The following is an 18,160-nucleotide window of genomic DNA, read 5'->3' on the forward strand; positions in this document are numbered from 1 at the left end:
GCCGCTATAAAGGACTGGAAATCAACAATATTCAACTGCGCAGAGCAGAAAAAACATCCGTTGCAGCCTGAAATTCCTCAAAACGTTGCGAGCGCCGCTGTTCCGCTTCGTCGTCGCTGCCCCAATGTTCGATCGTCCAGTCTTCGTCGAGATGGGCGAGCGACCAGACGTCAGCGAGCGGCAGGAAACCCTCCGCGAAGGCAAGCGCCAGGATCGCCGAGCCGGTCAGCGTCGTGATCGTATGCAGGCTCGCAAGCTCCATCGACGCATCGTATTTCTGCAAAGCCAAGGCGAAGGCAGCGATGGCTTCGCCGGGCTGATCCTGATGCATGACACCTTCGGCGAGGATGAAGCGCGCGCTAAGCGTGTCCGCTGCCCATTCGATCACCGGGTTCCAGCGCGCCGACTGTCGCTCCACGAGGCGCTCCGGGCCATCGGCCCGATAGCAGAGCAGGTCATTGCCGGAAAAGCGCACGATTTCGTCGAATACCGCCTGGCTTTCGGCGACGACGCCATCGATAGCGGTGTTGACAAGGCGGGTAACGGGCATGGTCGCGGGATCGATGACCTCGACCTGCCTCGCCCATTCGGCAGCCACCAGTCTGGCGAGCGCTTCCGTCGGCAAGGCGAGAGTATGGCGAGCCGGCGTCTTGACCGCCTTGCCATCGAGCGAAATGGCGTGGCCCTCTTCACCCTTGCTGATCGTCACCTCCTTGTAGAAGCGCTTCGGCAAGGGCCTTTTCATCTGGATCTGCGCACGGCGGATCGGATCGGGGTGGCTCAGCCCCTCGGAAAGATCGTTCAACAGGTCGCGCATGGCGTCACCTCAGAGAATATGGCTCAACAAGTCATTTGGATGGTGGGCAATCGCATCGGCGCCGGCTGCAAGCAGCTCCTCGACCGAAGCGTAACCCCAGGATACGCCGATGGCCGTGGCTCCGGCTGCCTTTGCCATCTGCATGTCGTAGACAGCGTCACCGATGACGATGGTATCGTGCGGGTCCATCCCGGTTTCATCGCAGCATTCCGTCACCATCGCCGGATGCGGCTTCGACGGGCAATCGTCGGCGGTGCGTGAAACCATGAAGTAGGGCGTGAAACCATTGACTTCAAGAATATGGGTCAGGCCACGGCGGGACTTGCCAGTCACGGCACCGAGCAGCAACTCGTCGCGGGCCGCAAGGGTCTCGACCAACGGCTTGATGCCATCGAACAGCGGCGTCTGCATGTCAGATTCATCGCGAACGCCGGGGAAGATCGACTTGTAATGCGCCGTCATCGCGATCGCTTCGTCATCGACATGTGCCTTGCCCTGCATGCGGGCTATGGCGATATCGAGCGTCAGGCCGATGATCGACTTGGTGGCGGAGACATCGGGGCGCTTGTAGCCGAAGGCGACGAACGTGCGCGCCATCACTTCATGGATAAGGCGCGCGCTGTCGATCAGCGTGCCATCGCAATCGAAAAGAACCAGTTTCATTCGTCGTCCGGCTCCCCTGCCGATGCCATGTCAAGTCCGAGAAGGTTCCAGGTCTGCACCATGTGCGGCGGCAAAGGTGCCGTAACGCGCAGGCGACCGCCATTCGGATGCGGGATGTCGATATGGCGGGCATGCAGATGCAGGCGCTTCTGGACACCGCCTGGAAAATCCCAGTTCGGATCGTCATCGAAATACTTGGGGTCGCCGATGATCGGGTGGCCTATGTGCAGGGCATGAACGCGCAGCTGGTGCGTGCGGCCGGTATAGGGCTCCATTTCCAGCCAGGCGAGGCTCTGCGCCGCGGTTTCGAGCACGCGGTAGTAGGAGATGGCGTGGTCCGCGCCATCTTCTCCATGCTTGGCGATGCGCATACGATCACCGTCCGGTGTCGCTTCCTTCACCAGCCAGGTGGAAATCTTGTCCTCATGCTTGCGCGGCACGCCTTTCACCAACGACCAGTAGGTCTTCTTGGTATCGCGTTCGCGAAAGGCCGCCGTCAGCTTCTGCGCGGCGCCGCGGGTGCGGGCAACGACGAGGACGCCTGATGTATCGCGGTCGAGGCGGTGCACCAGGCGCGGCTTTTCACCCTTCTTGCTTGTCCATGCCTCAAGCATCTTATCAAGATGACGGACAAGGCCGGAACCGCCCTGCACCGCAAGGCCGGCCGGCTTGTTCAATACAAAGACCTTGTCGTCTTCATGAAGCAGCATGCGCGCGAGAAGCTCGCCGTCGCCGGAATGTTTCAGGTCATTGTTGCCGATAGGGCCGCTCTTCAGCGCCTTGGCATCGACGTCGAGTGGCGGCACGCGCACCACCTGCCCCGGCTGCACGCGCGCATCCGTCTTGACGCGGCCGCCATCGACGCGCACCTGGCCGGAACGCAGCAGCTTCTGCAGCTGACCAAATCCCAGACCCGGAAAATGGACTTTGAACCAACGATCGAGGCGCATGCCGGCTTCTTCAGGCTCGACCTGTATATGTTCAATCCCGGCCATTGTTCTTCTTTCAAATGCCGCGGCATGCCCCGGAAGTGCCAAACATTCGCTGGACGGGATCATGCCGATTCAAACAACGGGACGAATAGCCCCGCGGCCGGGCATTTCCCGACCTTTTGAGGTGGCTTTAGAGCATTTCGAGCAAAAGTGGAAACTGGAATTATCCGCGCCGGATAATTTTCTGGCTCAGTTTCCTTTGGCCGACACGACAGGCAGGGTGAGATCGATCATCCCGGCCTTCTCGAACATCAGCATGACAGGCACCGCGCCGCCCTTCTTGAAAGGCGTCTTCACCTGCTTGAACATCATATGCATGGTATTGGGAGCAAGCGTCACGGTAGCGCCGGCGGGAATGGCGATGCCATCCTTCATCTCGCGCATCTTCATGATCTCGCCGTCCATCTTCATCTCGTGCAGCTCCACCTTGCCCGCCTCCGATGACGTAACCGATGTCAGCTTGTCGGCGGTCTTGCCGGTATTGTGGATGGTAATATACCCGCCGCCGACCGGCTGGCCGGGCAGCATGGCACGAACATAACCACCGCTGATATCGAGATCGCCAAGCTTGCCGGTAGCCGAACCGGAAGGTGCTGCCTTTGCATCCATATGCATTCCAGCCATGCCCTTCATGTCATTGCTCTGCTGCGCAACCGCGCCAATCGGCGAAAGCGAAAGTACGGCTGCTGAGATCAGCAATGCTGCGACGTGACAACGGTTCATCATTTTCTCCTGCCCGGCTCCTCTGTCGATCCGAAGGGATAGCCTTTCAGGAGGTCGTTGCAAAGCCCCGCCTCCGCCGCTCGGCACAGCTTCGAACAGCGCGACAAAAATTTGTTCGATGACGACATTTGCCCCTTGCCATCTCTCTCGACTACCAGATAATGACACTCAACCTTGTTGGGAGAATCCGGCGCGAGCCGGTGCCGAAGGAGCAACCGCCCCGGAAACTCTCAGGCCAAAGGACCAGCAAGGGGCAGACGGAACTCTGGAGAGAAGCGCGCAAGCGTTCGCCGAAGGGATAACAATCTCAGGCACACAGACAGAGGGGGCTCATCGTCAGGCGCGACCGCGTCGAAATTGTGAGCTCTGCGCTTCGATATCAGCGCAAAACCCGGAGGCGTCATTTGGACGAGACCGCTGCCCTCAAGAAAACACCGCTTCACGATCTGCATGTGTCCCTCGGCGCCCGCATGGTGCCGTTCGCTGGTTACGACATGCCCGTGCAGTATCCTGCAGGCGTCATGAAGGAGCATCTTTGGACCCGTGCTTCAGCCGGTCTGTTCGATGTCTCCCATATGGGCCAGGTGACGATCCGCGCCCGCTCCGGCCAATATGAGGATGCCGCACTTGCGCTGGAAAGCCTGGTGCCGGTCGATATCCTCGGGCTCGCCGAGGGACGTCAGCGCTACGGCTTCTTCACCGACGACAATGGCGGCATTCTTGACGATCTGATGATCACCCATCTGGACGATCACCTGTTCGTCGTCGTCAACGCCGCCTGCAAGGAGCAGGATCTCAAGCATCTTCAAGCTCATATCGGCGATCGCTGCGAAATCACTTCATTAGATCGCGCGCTGATTGCCCTGCAGGGGCCGCGTGCGGTCGATGTCCTTGCCGAACTCTGGGCCGACATCGCCCACATGAAATTTATGGATGTGCGCCATTGTCGCCTTCATGACGTTTCGTGCCTCGTCTCTCGTTCGGGCTATAGCGGCGAGGACGGTTTCGAGATTTCCGTGCCGGTCGATAAAGCTGTGGACATAGCCAACCGGCTGCTCGAGCATCCGGACGTGCAGCCGATCGGCCTCGGTGCTCGCGACTCCCTGCGTCTCGAAGCCGGTCTCTGCCTCTATGGCAATGATATCGACCAGACCACGACGCCGGTGGAAGCCGCGCTCGAATGGGCGATGCAGAAGGCTCGCAAGACCGGTGGCGCCCGTGCCGGCGGCTTTCCCGGTGCTTCCCGCATTCTGGCGGAACTCGACAATGGCGCCTCGCGCCGCCGCGTCGGCCTGAAGTCGGAAGGCAAGGCACCGGTGCGCAATCATGCCAAGCTCTATGCCGATGCAGAGGGCAAGACCGAAATCGGTGAGGTCACCTCGGGCAGCTTCGGTCCGAGCGCCGAGTCGCCCGTCGCCATGGGCTATGTGCCGACCTCGCTCGCCTCGCCCGGCACGACCGTCTATGCCGAGGTACGCGGCAAGTACCTGCCCGTCGCTGTCAGCGCCCTGCCTTTCGTCAAACCTACCTACAAACGCTGAACGTCTTTTCCAGAGAGGATTTATCCATGCTGAAATTCACCGAAGAACATGAATGGCTGAAGGTTGAAGGCGACGTCGCAACGGTCGGCATCACCGCACATGCCGCCGAACAGCTCGGCGATCTCGTTTTCGTGGAACTGCCCGAAGTTGGCGCCAACCTCTCCAAGGGCGCCGACGCGGCAACCGTCGAATCCGTCAAGGCGGCTTCCGAAGTCTATTGTCCGCTTGATGGAGAAATCACCGAAGTCAACGAAGCCATCGCTGCCGATCCTGCACTCGTCAATTCCGACCCGATGGGCGACGGCTGGTTCTTCAAGCTGAAGCTGAAGAATGTCAGCGATCTTGATGGTCTTCTTGATGAATCCGGTTACAAGGAGTTGATCGGGTAATGACGACGCCTACGGAATTCACATTCACCGATTACCAGCCTTACGATTTTGCCAATCGCCGTCATATCGGTCCGTCTCCGTCGGAGATGACCGATATGCTTCGCGTCATCGGCTATAAGAGCCTCGACGGCCTGATCGATGCGACGCTGCCGCCGGCCATCCGCCAGAAGGCGCCGCTCGCATGGGGCGCGCCGATGACGGAGCGCGAGGCGCTCGACAAGCTGCGCGACACCGCCAACAAGAACAAGGTTCTGGTTTCGCTGATTGGCCAAGGCTATTATGGCACGATCACGCCGCCGGTCATCCAGCGCAACATTCTGGAAAACCCCGCCTGGTACACCGCCTATACGCCGTATCAGCCGGAAATCAGCCAGGGTCGTCTCGAAGCCCTTCTGAACTATCAGACGATGATCAGCGACCTCACGGGTCTCGATGTCTCCAACGCCTCGCTCCTCGATGAAGCGACTGCCGCGGCCGAAGGCATGGCGATGGCGGAACGCGTCGCGAAGTCGAAGGCCAAGGCCTTCTTCGTCGATGCCGATTGCCATCCGCAGACCATCGCGCTGATCAAGACGCGCGCCGAGCCGCTCGGCTGGACCGTGATCGTCGGCAATCCCTTCACCGATCTAGATCCGGTCGATGTCTTCGGCGCGATCTTCCAGTATCCGGGCACCCATGGCCGTATCAGCGATTTCACCGGCCTGATTTCGCGACTGCATCAAACCGGCGCCATCGCCGTCGTCGCTGCGGATCTGCTGGCGCTGACACTCCTGAAGTCTCCCGGTGAAATGGGTGCGGACATCGCCATCGGCTCCTCCCAGCGCTTCGGCGTGCCGGTAGGATATGGCGGTCCGCACGCGGCCTATATGGCCGTAAAGGACGATCATAAGCGCTCCATGCCCGGCCGCCTCGTCGGCGTCTCCGTCGACGCGCGCGGCAACCGCGCCTATCGCCTGTCGCTGCAGACCCGCGAACAGCATATCCGCCGCGAAAAGGCGACATCGAACATCTGCACCGCGCAGGTTCTGCTTGCCGTCATGGCCTCGATGTATGCGGTGTTTCACGGTCCGCAGGGGCTGAAGGCCATAGCCCAGCAGGTCCACCAGAAGGCCGTTCTGATGGCCAAAGGGTTGGAAAAGCTCGGCTATACCGTCGAGCCGGAAAGCTTCTTCGACACGATCACCGTCGAGGTCGGCCACATGCAGGGCCTGATCCTGCGGGCCGCCGTCGCCGAGGGTGTGAACCTGCGCAAAGTCGGCGAGACGAAGATCGCCATGAGCCTCGACGAGCGCACGCGCCCTGCGACGCTGGAAGCCGTCTGGCGTGCCTTCGGCGGCAATTTCCGCATCGCCGATTTCGAGCCTTCCTATCGTCTGCCGAAGGATCTGCTGCGCACCAGCGAGTATCTGACGCATCCGATCTTCCACATGAACCGCGCGGAAAGCGAGATGACGCGCTATATCCGCCGTCTCTCCGACCGCGACCTGGCGCTCGACCGTTCGATGATCCCGCTCGGCTCCTGCACGATGAAGCTGAATGCGACGGCGGAAATGTTGCCGATCACCTGGCCGGAATTCTCCGACATTCATCCTTTCGTGCCGGCCGATCAGGCGCTCGGCTATCGCGAAATGATCGATGATCTGACTGAGAAGCTGTGCTCCGTGACTGGCTACGACGCCTTCTCCATGCAACCGAACTCCGGTGCACAGGGCGAATATGCCGGCCTCCTGACCATCCGCAACTACCACATTGCCAATGGCCAGGGTCATCGCGACATCTGCCTCATCCCGACTTCGGCGCACGGCACCAACCCGGCCTCCGCGCAGATGGCCGGCATGAAGGTGGTGATCGTCAAGGTCAGCGACGATGGCGATATCGACATGGCCGATTTCCGCGCCAAGACCGAGCAATATGCCGACAACCTCTCCTGCTGCATGATCACCTATCCTTCGACGCACGGCGTTTTCGAGGAGACGGTGAAGGAGATCTGCGATCTCGTGCACAAGCATGGCGGTCAGGTCTATCTCGATGGCGCCAACATGAACGCCATGGTCGGTCTTTCCCGCCCCGGCGACATCGGCTCAGACGTCAGCCATCTGAACCTGCACAAGACCTTCTGCATCCCGCATGGCGGCGGCGGCCCCGGCATGGGGCCGATCGGCGTCAAGGCGCATCTGGCGCCTCACTTGCCCGGCCACCCGGAAACGGACGGCCGCAGCGGTGCTGTCTCGGCAGCAGCCTTCGGTTCGGCCTCGATCCTGCCGATCTCCTGGAGCTACTGCCTGATGATGGGCGGCGAAGGCCTGACGCAGGCGACGAAGGTGGCGATCCTCAACGCCAACTACATCGCCGCCCGTCTGAAGGGTGCCTATGACGTCCTCTACAAGTCCAAGGACGGACGCGTCGCGCATGAATGCATCATCGATACGCGCCCGCTGGTCGCAAGCGCCGGCGTGACGGTTGACGATGTTGCCAAGCGCCTCATCGATTGCGGCTTCCACGCACCGACCATGAGCTGGCCGGTCGCAGGAACGCTGATGATCGAGCCGACCGAATCGGAAACGAAGGCCGAGCTCGACCGTTTCTGCGCGGCGATGCTGGCAATCCGCGAGGAAGCCCGCGCCATTGAAGAGGGCCGGATGGACAAGACCAACAACCCCCTCAAGAACGCGCCTCATACGGTGGAAGACCTTGTCGGCGAATGGGATCGACCCTATTCGCGCGAACAGGCCTGCTACCCGCCAGGTGCCTTCCGGGTGGATAAGTACTGGTCGCCGGTCAATCGCGTCGATAACGTCTATGGCGACAGGAACCTGATTTGCTCCTGCCCGCCGGTCGAGTCCTACGCCGAGGCGGCCGAATAGAATATTTCGCGAAAAAGCGAAGCGGTTCAGTCGCTTCGCCAAATGCCGACATAAATCTATTGCGAAACTTGTCTATGAAACGCTGCGCGTCCCACCGGATGCGCGGCGTTTTTAATGACGCGGCAATGGGCTTTGGAAGTCAGTTTTATGCCGGAATGGCCGGAATTTTATGTCGTCACCGGGCGAGCGGACCATCCCTCGCCTCCGCTGATTCTGCTGCACGGCAGCAGCGGCGATGAAACGTCTCTCATCCCGCTTGCGGATACGATTGCGCCGCAACGGCCGTATATGTCTCTGCGCGGCGTGGTCGAATGGGAGGATGGCTTTGCCTTCTTTCGCCGCAACCCTGACCGCAGCCTGGATTACAACGATCTCGACCGGCAGACGGACAGGCTCTGCCGTTTCATTGCAATGGCGATAGAGACAAAGCAGCTTGCGCAGCCGCCCATTCTGGTCGGTTTCTCCAACGGCGCCATCATGGCTGCATCGGTCCTGCAGCGACAGCCCGGACTCGCATCGTCAGCCGTCTTGATACGCCCCCTTTCACCAGCGCCTGAGGCAGAATTTCCACCCATGCTCGACCTGCCGATCCTGATTACCGCCGGCGAGCACGATCAACGCCGCGCGCCCGGTGATGCGGAACTCGTGAGACAACAATTTGCAAACGCCGGCGCGGATGTCAGCGCACTTGTGCTGCCAACTGGTCATGACCTCCATCAAGACGAGGCCGAGATCATCCGCGACTGGCTCATACGGAAAGGCCTATGACATGAACGAGGAAAATCGCTTCGATACGGATAATCCCGATAGCTATATCGCAGCCGCTTTTGCGACTGATGATCCGTCCTCCATTGCCAGGGCATTGGGCGACGTGGCGCGCATGCGCAATATGAGCAAACTTGCCAAGGATGTCGGCATGAACCGCTCGGCGCTTTACCGGGCATTGAGCGGCGAAGGAAATCCGGAATTCGCGACGATCCTCAAGGTCGTCAAGGCGCTCGGCCTCAAGCTGACACCGGTGCCATCAGCACATTGAGAATCGCAATCGCTAACCGATCGACTCTTCAAGCAGGAGAAGCACGAGAAAGCCCGCGAAAAACATCGCCGTCACCCAAGGACGATCGGGTGTTTCGTGGGCTTCGATCAGCAATTCCTCGGTGACGAGGTAGAGGAGCGCAATCAGCCCGAACGCGAAGAATCCGGTCAAGATCGGGCCGGGCAGCAACGCCACCGGCGTTCCGAGCAGAGCGCCGATCGGCAGCAGGAGCGCAAGCGCCGCCGTGATTGCAACAATCCTGGTGCGGGAGCGAACGCTCTCGCCCAGTTCGTTGGCCACGGTCAGACCAAGGAACAGCACCTCGATCGTCAGGGCGATCGTCAGCAGTAGGCCGACCTTCGGGCCAGCCGCAAACCCGATGCCGAGCACCAGGCCATCGATCAGGATATCGATGCCAATCGCAGCCAGCAGGCCAACTGGTCCCTTGGCCCAATTCTCCAATTGCTTGACCAACAGCATGACGGCGACGCCGATCGCGCCGCCGATAACCGTCGCCAGAGGAGAGCCTCGGTGCATGATATCAGGCAGGATCTCTCCAGCGGCGGCCGCAAACACGACACCGGCGGCAAAATGCTGGATTGCACTGACAAGATTGGGGCCCGGCCGCGTATTCACCGCAACCACGGAGCCAGCGATTGCGGCCGTAGCCGGGATCAATGTGTAAACCCATGCCGAAGCAGCCATAAAATCCCCCGCACCGCCTGCTGACTTTATCCGGCTGAACCGGTTAACCAGGGAGCAACGGAAAACCCGGGCATGCGTCGATCAAAGCACGAAACGCATGAAGGTGAAATACGCAGGGATTCGCTTTATGCGGGCTGCGCGGCCTGACGTTGAGCTGCCAGCGCGGCCAGATCCGCAGGCTTCAGCTCGACGGATTCGCCGCAGCCGCAGGCCGATGTCTGGTTGGGGTTGGTGAAGGTAAAGCCTGAACGCAGGGTCGTGCTTTCGAAACCCATTTGGGTGCCGAGCAGATAAAGCACAGCGGAAGGCTCAACCCAGACCCGGGCGCCATCATGCTCGATCAGATCGTCCTTCGCGTTCGGCTCGGTCACCAGGTCGATGGTATATTCCATCCCGGCGCAGCCGCCCTTCTTTATGCCGACGCGAACCCCCTTGGCATCAGGACCCGAATTCTCGACGATCGCCTTGACGCGGGCAGCTGCCGTATCCGTCATGCTCATGATTGCAAAGCCCATGGGCTCATTCTCCTTCCACAACCGGGGTCAAGATCCGGCGCTTCGAGTCTTAATGTAAATCCGTCGGCTTAAAGCTTCAATACCAGCCGACAGCAACCTGCGCTTCTTCCGACATGCGGTCCGGCGTCCACGGCGGATCGAAGGTCATGCTGACATCGACGCCGGAAACGCCTTCGATCGCGCCAACGGCATTTTCGACCCAACCCGGCATTTCGCCTGCGACCGGGCAACCCGGTGCTGTCAGCGTCATGACGATCTTCACCATGCGATCATCTTCGATGTCGATCTTGTAGATCAGTCCGAGCTCGAAGATATCGGCGGGAATTTCAGGATCATAGACCGTCTTCAGCGCGCCGATAATGTCGTCGCTGAGGCGCGCCAGTTCGTCCTCGGGGATGCTGGAATGCACGATCCCTTCGCGTACGTCGATCTTCTGTTCGCTTTCGTCGAGTGACATCGCTTGCCTCCTTAGGCAAAGAACTTGCGCGCATATTCCAGCGCATCAGCCAAAGCATCCACTTCGGCACGCGTATTGTACAGGCCGAACGATGCACGGCATGTGGAGGTAACGCCGAAGCGTTTCAAGAGCGGCTGGGCGCAATGTGTTCCAGCCCTGACGGCAACACCCTTGCGGTCGATCATCATCGAGACGTCATGCGAATGGATACCGGCGAGCTCGAAGGAGAAGATGCCGCCCTTGCCAGACGCTGTACCGATGACGCGCAGCGAATTGATATCGCGCAGCCGCTCGGCCGCATAGGCCGCCAGATCGGCCTCATGGCGGGCGATTGCCGCACGACCAATGCTCTCCATGTAGTCGAGCGCGTAACCGAGACCAATCGCCTGCACGATCGGCGGCGTGCCGGCTTCGAAGCGATGCGGCGGGTCGTTGTAGGTGACGTTTTCCTCGGTGACGTCGAAAATCATCTCGCCGCCGCCCTGGAAAGGCCGCATCTCGGCAAGCCTGTCCTTCTTGCCGTAGAGAACGCCGATGCCCGAGGGACCATAGAGCTTGTGGCCGGTCATGACATACCAGTCGCAATCGATATCCTGCACATCGACCGGCATATGCACCGCACCCTGAGAGCCGTCGATCAGCACCGGAATGCCCCGCTCATGAGCGATTCGGCACACTTCCTTAACCGGAACGACCGTTCCGAGCGCATTCGACATATGCGTGATGGCAACGAGCTTGGTACGTTCCGTCAGGCTCTTTTCGAAATCCTCGATATGGAACGCACCTTCGTCATCGACCGGCACCCAGACGAGCTTCGCGCCCTGCCGCTCCCGAATGAAATGCCAGGGAACGATATTCGAGTGATGCTCCATGATCGAGACGACGATCTCGTCGCCCTCGCCGATCTTCGGCATGCCCCATCCATAGGCGACGGTGTTGATCGCCTCCGTCGAGTTCTTGGTGAAAACGATATCGTCGACGGACGGTGCATTCAGGAAGCGGCGCACCTTTTCGCGCGCCGCCTCATAGGCTTCCGTGGCGGCATTGGAGAGGAAATGCAGGCCGCGATGCACATTGGCATATTCATTCGAATAGGCGTGCGAAATGGCATCGATGACGACCTGCGGCTTCTGCGCCGACGCGCCGTTGTCGAGATAGACAAGCGGATTGCCATGCACCGTCGTCGCCAGGATCGGGAAATCCCGGCGAATGGCTTCGACGTCATAGGCCGTTGCCGGCACGATCTTGTCCACGAGCTTTGCCTCCAATCAGGCGTGCTTTTCCAGCCAACCGGAGATAACGCCTTCCAGCGCCTCGACCAGTGCTTCGTCTTCCAGTTCCTCGACAATCTCGGCCACGAAGGCGTTGACCAGCATGGCCCGCGCCTTGTTCTCGGGAATGCCGCGCGCCATCAGATAGTAGAGATGGTTGCCGTCGATATCGGCGACAGTGGCTCCATGGCCGCACTGCACGTCATCAGCAAAGATTTCAAGCTCGGGCTTGACCGAAAACTCGGCATCGTCGGACATCAGCAGCGTGTTGCAGGCCATCTTGGCATCGGTCTTCTGCGCATCCGGCGCGACCCGGATCATGCCCTGGAAGACACCGCGCGCGCGGTCGAACACGACATTGCGGATAACCTCAGTCGATCCGGTGTTCGGAACGTCATGACCAAGCACCATCGTCACGTCGGTATGCGTGTCACCACCGAGCAGGTTGATGCCGCGCAGCGTCAGATCGGCGCCCTCGCCCGTCACCTTGATGTAGAGCTCCTGACGCACCAGCTTGCCGCCGGCGTTGATGACGAACAGCCTCAACTTGGCATCCGCACCGAGATCGATGCGGAGCTGGCCGAGATGCGTATCCTCGCTGCCCTGCTCCTGCAGGATAATCCAGGTCACTTCGGCCCGTTCGCCGATCTTGACTTCGCTCACCGACGAGACGAGTGCCGCAGCACCTTCGACAGCCTGGTGACGCTCGATGACCGTCGCCTTGACGTCAGCGCCGAAGGTAACCGGAAGACGGCTGTGGATCTGGCCGCCGGCATGAACCAACTGCACCTCCAGAGGCGCGTCGAGTTCGGTACCATCCGGGAAATCGATGACATAGCCATCGCGTACGAAGCTCGCATTGATGCGCCCGACGGCGTCATCCTTGCCGAGCGCTTCCAGACCTGCCGCGGCCGTGCCGTTGATCAGGCTATCGGCATAGCGACCGATCGTCAGATCCTTGGCGGCAGCCTTCTCGCTCGCCTTGCCCTGGAGAAGGGTAACCACCGAAGATCCCTCGACAATCGGCGGCAAGGCTTCGGCAAGGCCCTTGCCGATGTCGGCTGGCACCAGACGGAGCAGATTCTTGAAATCGGTATAGTGCCAGGCCTCGACGCGACGCGTCGGCAGGCCTGTGGTCTTCAGATCATCAAGCAGGCGATCGCGGACGGCAAAGACTTCGCCGTCACCGGGCAGATCGCCGAGCTGATTGTTGTATGCCTCGATCAACGCCGTTTCGGCAGCGGTGAGGCGGTTCGTCGTCTGAATGTTCATCGACGTATCCTTTCCGCCCCGATCAGGCTGCAGCTCCGATGATGTCGGCATAGCCGTTGGCTTCGAGCTCATGCGCCAGCGTCTTGTCGCCGGACTTGATCACCTGGCCCTTGTAGAGGACGTGAACGGTGTCCGGAACGATGTAGTCGAGCAGGCGCTGGTAGTGGGTGATGACGATCACGGCACGATCAGGCGAACGCAGCGCATTGACACCATCGGCGACAATCTTCAGTGCATCGATGTCGAGGCCGGAGTCGGTCTCGTCGAGCACGCAAAGCTGCGGCTCCAGCAGCGCCATCTGCAGGATTTCGGCGCGCTTCTTCTCACCGCCGGAGAAGCCGACGTTGAGCGGGCGCTTCAGCATGTCCATGTTGATCTGCAGCTTGGCGGCTGCTTCCTTGACGCGGCGGATGAAATCCGGCGTCGTCAGTTCGTCTTCGCCGCGTGCCTTGCGCTGCTCGTTCAGAGCAACCTTCAGGAACTGCATGGTGGCGACGCCGGGGATTTCCACGGGATACTGGAAGGCCAGGAATATGCCCTTGGCGGCACGCTCGGCAGCGTCGAGCTCGAGAATGCTCTCGCCATTATAAAGGATCTCGCCTTCGGTGACTTCATAGTCGCTGCGACCGGCGAGGATATAGGAGAGTGTCGACTTGCCGGAGCCGTTCGGGCCCATGATGGCGGCAACTTCACCCGCCTTCACGGTCAGGTTCAGGCCACGGATGATCTCGGTGCCGTCTTCGGCGATACGGGCATGCAGGTTCTTGATTTCAAGCATATTCGTTTCCTTCGTCCCACCCTGGTGATCGGCGATCCAACCAGCGGTGATTGTCCCTATAAATTTACCGCTCTTCTGCGGGCGAAAAACTTTGCGTCACGACAATCGCACCAACGATATTGCGATTGAATTCATCAAGTTCTTCCGCCGGCACCCAAAGCTCTTCGTGTTCTCTTCCACCAACGATCTTTCGCTCAAAGCGTGATGCATAGGCGGCATTTACCTCAAAACGTGTCACATAACCGCGTCGCGAGCCGACCTTGGTGTTCCAGTCCCTCGCAATCTGCGCGGCGTACTCTTCATTCGTAACCGGGTAGAAGATCGGCTGATCCGGGAGACGTGGCGGAAATGCTTTCCAGCCACTCTCTTCAATCAACTTCAATTCTTCCAATCCCACTGGACGAAAGAGCGTGACCGTGTCCGCAGCCGCCATCACCCGACGCTGCCTTCAAGCGAGATACCGATCAGCTTCTGCGCTTCGACGGCGAATTCCATCGGCAGCTCCTGCAGCACTTCCTTGACGAAGCCGTTGACGATCAGCGCGATCGCCGCTTCGGTCGGGATGCCGCGCTGCAGGCAGTAGAACAGCTGATCTTCAGAGATCTTCGACGTCGTGGCTTCATGCTCGAACTGCGCCGTCGAGTTCTTCGCCTCGATATAGGGCACCGTATGCGCGCCGCACTTGTCGCCGATCAGCAGCGAGTCGCACTGCGTGAAGTTACGCGCGTTCGACGCCTTGCGGTGAGCCGAGACCTGGCCGCGATAGGTGTTCTGCGACACGCCGGCAGCAATGCCCTTCGAGACGATACGGCTCGAGGTGTTCTTGCCGAGATGGATCATCTTGGTGCCGCTGTCGACCTGCTGATGGCCGTTGGAGACGGCGATCGAGTAGAACTCGCCGCGGCTATCGTCGCCGCGCAGGATGCAGGACGGATATTTCCACGTGATCGCAGAGCCGGTCTCGACCTGCGTCCAGGAGATCTTGGAACGGTGGCCGCGGCAATCGCCACGCTTGGTGACGAAGTTATAGATACCGCCCTTGCCGTTCTTGTCGCCCGGATACCAGTTCTGGACGGTCGAATACTTGATCTCGGCATCGTCAAGCGCGACGAGCTCGACAACGGCCGCGTGCAGCTGGTTTTCATCGCGCTGCGGCGCCGTGCAGCCTTCGAGATAGGAGACATAGGCCCCCTCTTCGGCGATGATCAGCGTACGCTCGAACTGGCCGGTGTTCTTCTCGTTGATGCGGAAGTAGGTGGACAGCTCCATAGGGCAACGAACGCCCTTCGGCACGAAGACGAAGGAACCGTCGGTGAAGACGGCCGAATTCAGCGTCGCATAGAAATTATCCGATGTCGGCACGACGGTGCCGAGATATTTGCGCACGAGATCCGGATGCTCGCGGACCGCTTCCGAGATCGACATGAAGATCACGCCAGCCTTCTTCAGCTCTTCCTTGAACGTCGTGACGACCGAAACCGAATCGAACACCGCATCGACGGCGATCTTCGAGGTCTTGACGCCGGCAAGGAGCTCCTGCTCGCGCAGGGGAATGCCGAGCTTCTCGTAGACCTTCAAAAGTTCCGGATCGACCTCATCGAGCGAGGTCGGGCCAGATGTGCTCTTCGGCGCGGCATAATAATAGATGTCGTTGAAATCGATCTTCGGATAGTCGACGCGAGCCCAGGTCGGCTCTTCCAGCGTCAGCCAACGGCGATAGGCTTCAAGACGCCATTCCAGCATCCATTCCGGCTCTTGCTTCTTGGCGGAAATAAAGCGGACAATATCCTCGGAAAGGCCTTTGGGAGCCTTATCCATTTCGATGATGGTTTCAAAACCATACTTGTACTGGTCCACGTCGATCTGGCGAACCTGATCGACCGTTTCTTGGACTGCAGGCATTTCGTTCTCCAATCTCGCCGGATCCAAGGTCCGGCAGCTTGTCAACGTTGCGGCAGACTTATGTCTGCCCTCTATGTAGTCGGCCAAAAGGGACTTTTCAGCCCGCTTGGCAAGCGGAAATTGTCGTTTCCGCAAATTTGTGGGCCCTAGGCCGCTGCACCCGCCAGTTTGCGGCGGCCTGCGATGCGAATAAACGCAGCGATTGCGCGATCTATGTCCGCCTCGGTCGTGGTCGGACCGAGCGAAATGCGCAGAGCCCCGAGCTTCGGGTCGCATCCCATGGCAACGAGCACATGGCTCTCGCCGACCTTGCCCGATGAGCAGGCAGAGCCAGCTGAAATGGCGACGCCTTCAAGATCGAAGGCGATCTGGCCGGTCTCGGATTTCAATCCCGGCAGAGTGAAGAAGCTGGTATTCGGCACCCGCGCTCCCTCCTTGCCATGGATGATGACGTCGGGTGCCGCAACCAGCATACCGTCTTCCAGCCGATCGCGCAGAGTGCCGATTCCAGCATTGCGGCCATCGAACTCCACGAGCGCAGCTTCCGCAGCAGCCCCGAAGCCAATGATAGCCAGCGTATTCTCCGTGCCGGACCGATGCCCCTTTTCCTGGCCACCGCCATGGATCAATGGTTTCGGCATCAGCACTTCACCGCGCGAGATCAGCGCCCCCGCTCCTTTGGGGCCGCCGATCTTGTGCGACGACACGATCAGAAAATCCGCGCCGATCGCATTGATATCGATCGCCACCCTGCCCGCTGCCTGAACCGCATCGACGACGAAGATGCCGCCCGCCGCCTGAACAATCCTGGCCACCTCGCTGGCCGGCTGGACGATTCCGGTCTCGTTGTTGGCGAGCATGACCGCGACCATCGGCAGTCCGCTCGCCTTATCATGAGCCGATAGCATTGTTTCCAGGGCCACAAGGTCGACCGTGCCGGCCGAGGTCACCGGGATCTCGCTGATCTCATCCTTCGAAAACCGGCCGCCCTCGCGCACCGCCGGATGTTCGACAGCGGATATATAGAGATGGCTGACGACAAGCGGCGTGCGCCCCATGCGAAACTCAGGCGTCAGCACCGTATTGGCAGCCTCGGTGGCGCCGCTGGTGAAAACGACATGGGCGGGCGCTGCACCCGTCAGGTTGGCAACCTGCCGGCGTGCGGTCTCCACGGCGGCACGCGCCGCCCTGCCTTCGCCATGCACCGAATTTGGGTTGCCCTGAATATCCATTGCACGTAGCATCGCATCGCGCGCTGCCGGATGAAGCGGCGCGGTGGCATTCCAGTCGAGATAAAGGCGCGTTGTCGCCACGATCTTCTTCCTGCCTGACATTGCTTTGCTGCGTTCGGCTCATTTTCCTTGAAATTTCAGCCGGGCATGCCTTATGACACGTTCCATAAATCGTTGAACACACAACGCGCGGAACACCGCATCAAGTTTCGAATTGTTCTAAACTGCGTTCTAGAAAAGATGAGCGCATTCGTCAAGTCAACTTGCTGCGTGCCGTTGGGTTCAAACGCAGAAAAAGAAGAGCCGGAGTATCAATGCCCGAAGTTATTTTCAACGGCCCCGCAGGCCGCCTTGAAGGCCGCTACCAGCCCTCCAAGGAAAAAAGCGCCCCGATTGCCATCATCCTTCATCCGCATCCGCAGTTCGGCGGCACGATGAACAACCAGGTGGTCTACCAGCTCTTCTATATGTTCCAGAAGCGTGGCTTCACCACTCTCCGCTTCAACTTCCGCGGCATCGGCCGCAGCCAGGGCGAATTCGACCATGGCGCCGGCGAACTTTCCGATGCCGCATCGGCACTCGACTGGGTCCAGAGCCTGCATCCCGATTCCAAGAGCTGCTGGGTTGCCGGCTATTCCTTCGGTGCCTGGATCGGCATGCAGCTGCTGATGCGCCGCCCTGAGATCGAAGGCTTCATGTCGCTCGCGCCGCAGCCGAACATCTATGATTTCTCCTTCCTCGCGCCCTGCCCCTCGTCCGGCCTGATCATCAACGGCGATGCCGACAAGGTCGCTCCGGAAAAGGACGTCAACGGCCTCGTCGAAAAGCTGAAGACGCAGAAGGGCATCCTGATCACGCATAAGATCGTGTCAGGCGCCAACCACTTCTTCAACGGCCAGGTCGACACGCTCCTCGGTGAATGCGAGGATTATCTCGATCGTCGCCTCAATGGCGAACTGGTGCCGGAACCGGCCGCAAAGCGTATCCGCTAAGAGGCTTCTGC

The 18,160-nt window shown here is 60.0% G+C and carries 19 protein-coding genes and 2 riboswitches; of the genes, 6 read left to right on the forward strand and 13 right to left on the reverse strand.

The annotated features are described in order from the left end of the window. Positions 1–31: 31 nt before the first annotated feature. The 4 genes from A6U86_RS05800 to A6U86_RS05815 form a co-directional block, all read right to left on the reverse strand. Positions 32–817 carry an ATP12 family chaperone protein gene (locus A6U86_RS05800; protein WP_068387145.1) on the reverse strand — a complete coding sequence of 262 codons (786 nt, stop codon included), beginning with the start codon at positions 815–817 and terminating at the stop codon, positions 32–34. A gap of 9 nt (positions 818–826) precedes the next feature. Then, positions 827–1,480, reverse strand: coding sequence for an HAD-IA family hydrolase (locus A6U86_RS05805; protein ID WP_068387149.1), 654 nt, complete (start codon positions 1,478–1,480; stop codon positions 827–829). Continuing rightward, complete coding sequence (locus tag A6U86_RS05810; protein ID WP_068387152.1) at positions 1,477–2,475, reverse strand: RluA family pseudouridine synthase; 999 nt, start codon at positions 2,473–2,475, stop codon at positions 1,477–1,479. The genes A6U86_RS05805 and A6U86_RS05810 overlap by 4 nt, the downstream gene beginning before the upstream one ends. Before the next feature lie 186 nt (positions 2,476–2,661). Then, the gene (locus A6U86_RS05815) at positions 2,662–3,195 is read right to left on the reverse strand and encodes a copper chaperone PCu(A)C (RefSeq protein ID WP_068387952.1); all 534 of its coding nucleotides are present in this window, start codon (positions 3,193–3,195) and stop codon (positions 2,662–2,664) included. 168 nt (positions 3,196–3,363) lie between these two features. Then, positions 3,364–3,447: riboswitch (glycine riboswitch) on the forward strand. A gap of 3 nt (positions 3,448–3,450) precedes the next feature. Beyond that, positions 3,451–3,528, forward strand: a riboswitch (glycine riboswitch). A 71-nt stretch (positions 3,529–3,599) separates the two neighbouring features. Here A6U86_RS05815 and gcvT point away from each other — a divergent pair. From gcvT to A6U86_RS05840, 5 genes are all read left to right on the forward strand, one after another. Next, on the forward strand, positions 3,600–4,736 hold the full coding sequence (gcvT, locus tag A6U86_RS05820; RefSeq protein ID WP_068387155.1) for a glycine cleavage system aminomethyltransferase GcvT: 1,137 nt from the start codon (positions 3,600–3,602) through the stop codon (positions 4,734–4,736). A 26-nt stretch (positions 4,737–4,762) separates the two neighbouring features. After that, a complete protein-coding gene (gcvH, locus tag A6U86_RS05825) occupies positions 4,763–5,125 on the forward strand; it encodes a glycine cleavage system protein GcvH (RefSeq protein WP_068387158.1) in 363 nt (120 codons plus the stop codon). Continuing rightward, entirely contained in the window at positions 5,125–7,989 is a 2,865-nt protein-coding gene (gcvP, locus tag A6U86_RS05830; RefSeq protein WP_068387161.1) for an aminomethyl-transferring glycine dehydrogenase, read from the forward strand. The genes gcvH and gcvP overlap by 1 nt, the downstream gene beginning before the upstream one ends. Before the next feature lie 114 nt (positions 7,990–8,103). After that, positions 8,104–8,757, forward strand: a complete 654-nt coding sequence (locus tag A6U86_RS05835) for an alpha/beta hydrolase (protein WP_244509832.1) — start codon at positions 8,104–8,106, stop codon at positions 8,755–8,757. Between the two features lies 1 nt (position 8,758). Beyond that, positions 8,759–9,025, forward strand: coding sequence for an addiction module antidote protein (locus A6U86_RS05840; protein ID WP_068387167.1), 267 nt, complete (start codon positions 8,759–8,761; stop codon positions 9,023–9,025). A 12-nt stretch (positions 9,026–9,037) separates the two neighbouring features. On the opposite strand, the gene A6U86_RS05845 is transcribed toward A6U86_RS05840, so the two are convergent. The 9 genes from A6U86_RS05845 to A6U86_RS05885 all read right to left on the reverse strand — a co-directional run bounded on the left by A6U86_RS05845 (position 9,038) and on the right by A6U86_RS05885 (position 17,238). Next, positions 9,038–9,730 (reverse strand): ZIP family metal transporter, encoded by a 693-nt coding sequence (locus tag A6U86_RS05845; protein ID WP_068387170.1) that lies wholly within the window; start codon positions 9,728–9,730, stop codon positions 9,038–9,040. 125 nt (positions 9,731–9,855) lie between these two features. After that, entirely contained in the window at positions 9,856–10,245 is a 390-nt protein-coding gene (gene sufA / locus A6U86_RS05850) for a Fe-S cluster assembly scaffold SufA (RefSeq protein WP_068387173.1), read from the reverse strand. Positions 10,246–10,321: 76 nt separating this feature from the next. Next, positions 10,322–10,702 (reverse strand): SUF system Fe-S cluster assembly protein, encoded by a 381-nt coding sequence (locus tag A6U86_RS05855; RefSeq protein ID WP_068387176.1) that lies wholly within the window; start codon positions 10,700–10,702, stop codon positions 10,322–10,324. 11 nt (positions 10,703–10,713) lie between these two features. Then, positions 10,714–11,955, reverse strand: a complete 1,242-nt coding sequence (locus tag A6U86_RS05860; RefSeq protein ID WP_068387956.1) for a cysteine desulfurase — start codon at positions 11,953–11,955, stop codon at positions 10,714–10,716. Between the two features lie 15 nt (positions 11,956–11,970). Continuing rightward, positions 11,971–13,245 carry a Fe-S cluster assembly protein SufD gene (sufD, locus tag A6U86_RS05865; RefSeq protein WP_068387961.1) on the reverse strand — a complete coding sequence of 425 codons (1,275 nt, stop codon included), beginning with the start codon at positions 13,243–13,245 and terminating at the stop codon, positions 11,971–11,973. A 22-nt stretch (positions 13,246–13,267) separates the two neighbouring features. After that, on the reverse strand, positions 13,268–14,023 hold the full coding sequence (sufC, locus tag A6U86_RS05870) for a Fe-S cluster assembly ATPase SufC (protein WP_068387179.1): 756 nt from the start codon (positions 14,021–14,023) through the stop codon (positions 13,268–13,270). Between the two features lie 64 nt (positions 14,024–14,087). Then, a complete protein-coding gene (locus A6U86_RS05875) occupies positions 14,088–14,456 on the reverse strand; it encodes an ADP-ribosylation/crystallin J1 (RefSeq protein ID WP_068387181.1) in 369 nt (122 codons plus the stop codon). Beyond that, positions 14,456–15,925 carry a Fe-S cluster assembly protein SufB gene (gene sufB / locus A6U86_RS05880; RefSeq protein WP_068387184.1) on the reverse strand — a complete coding sequence of 490 codons (1,470 nt, stop codon included), beginning with the start codon at positions 15,923–15,925 and terminating at the stop codon, positions 14,456–14,458. Before sufB ends, A6U86_RS05875 begins: the two co-directional genes overlap by 1 nt. Before the next feature lie 146 nt (positions 15,926–16,071). After that, positions 16,072–17,238 carry a cysteine desulfurase family protein gene (locus tag A6U86_RS05885; RefSeq protein ID WP_068387964.1) on the reverse strand — a complete coding sequence of 389 codons (1,167 nt, stop codon included), beginning with the start codon at positions 17,236–17,238 and terminating at the stop codon, positions 16,072–16,074. Between the two features lie 233 nt (positions 17,239–17,471). Between A6U86_RS05885 and A6U86_RS05890 the strand changes: the two genes are divergently transcribed. Next, a complete protein-coding gene (locus A6U86_RS05890; RefSeq protein WP_068387186.1) occupies positions 17,472–18,149 on the forward strand; it encodes an alpha/beta hydrolase in 678 nt (225 codons plus the stop codon). Positions 18,150–18,160 lie beyond the last annotated feature (11 nt).

Origin of the sequence: Rhizobium sp. AC27/96 (genome assembly GCF_001692325.1) — a bacterium.
Taxonomy (GTDB): Bacteria; Pseudomonadota; Alphaproteobacteria; order Rhizobiales; family Rhizobiaceae; genus Rhizobium.

Coding starts and splice junctions, on each gene's coding strand:
- A6U86_RS05800 (WP_068387145.1), bottom strand. CDS start 817: ATGCGCGACCTGTTGAACGATCTTTCCGAGGGGCTGAGCCACCCCGAT.
- A6U86_RS05805 (WP_068387149.1), bottom strand. CDS start 1,480: ATGAAACTGGTTCTTTTCGATTGCGATGGCACGCTGATCGACAGCGCG.
- A6U86_RS05810 (WP_068387152.1), bottom strand. CDS start 2,475: ATGGCCGGGATTGAACATATACAGGTCGAGCCTGAAGAAGCCGGCATG.
- A6U86_RS05815 (WP_068387952.1), bottom strand. CDS start 3,195: ATGAACCGTTGTCACGTCGCAGCATTGCTGATCTCAGCAGCCGTACTT.
- gcvH (WP_068387158.1), top strand. CDS start 4,763: ATGCTGAAATTCACCGAAGAACATGAATGGCTGAAGGTTGAAGGCGAC.
- gcvP (WP_068387161.1), top strand. CDS start 5,125: ATGACGACGCCTACGGAATTCACATTCACCGATTACCAGCCTTACGAT.
- A6U86_RS05835 (WP_244509832.1), top strand. CDS start 8,104: ATGACGCGGCAATGGGCTTTGGAAGTCAGTTTTATGCCGGAATGGCCG.
- A6U86_RS05840 (WP_068387167.1), top strand. CDS start 8,759: ATGAACGAGGAAAATCGCTTCGATACGGATAATCCCGATAGCTATATC.
- A6U86_RS05845 (WP_068387170.1), bottom strand. CDS start 9,730: ATGGCTGCTTCGGCATGGGTTTACACATTGATCCCGGCTACGGCCGCA.
- sufA (WP_068387173.1), bottom strand. CDS start 10,245: ATGGGCTTTGCAATCATGAGCATGACGGATACGGCAGCTGCCCGCGTC.
- A6U86_RS05855 (WP_068387176.1), bottom strand. CDS start 10,702: ATGTCACTCGACGAAAGCGAACAGAAGATCGACGTACGCGAAGGGATC.
- sufD (WP_068387961.1), bottom strand. CDS start 13,245: ATGAACATTCAGACGACGAACCGCCTCACCGCTGCCGAAACGGCGTTG.
- sufC (WP_068387179.1), bottom strand. CDS start 14,023: ATGCTTGAAATCAAGAACCTGCATGCCCGTATCGCCGAAGACGGCACC.
- A6U86_RS05875 (WP_068387181.1), bottom strand. CDS start 14,456: ATGGCGGCTGCGGACACGGTCACGCTCTTTCGTCCAGTGGGATTGGAA.
- sufB (WP_068387184.1), bottom strand. CDS start 15,925: ATGCCTGCAGTCCAAGAAACGGTCGATCAGGTTCGCCAGATCGACGTG.
- A6U86_RS05890 (WP_068387186.1), top strand. CDS start 17,472: ATGCCCGAAGTTATTTTCAACGGCCCCGCAGGCCGCCTTGAAGGCCGC.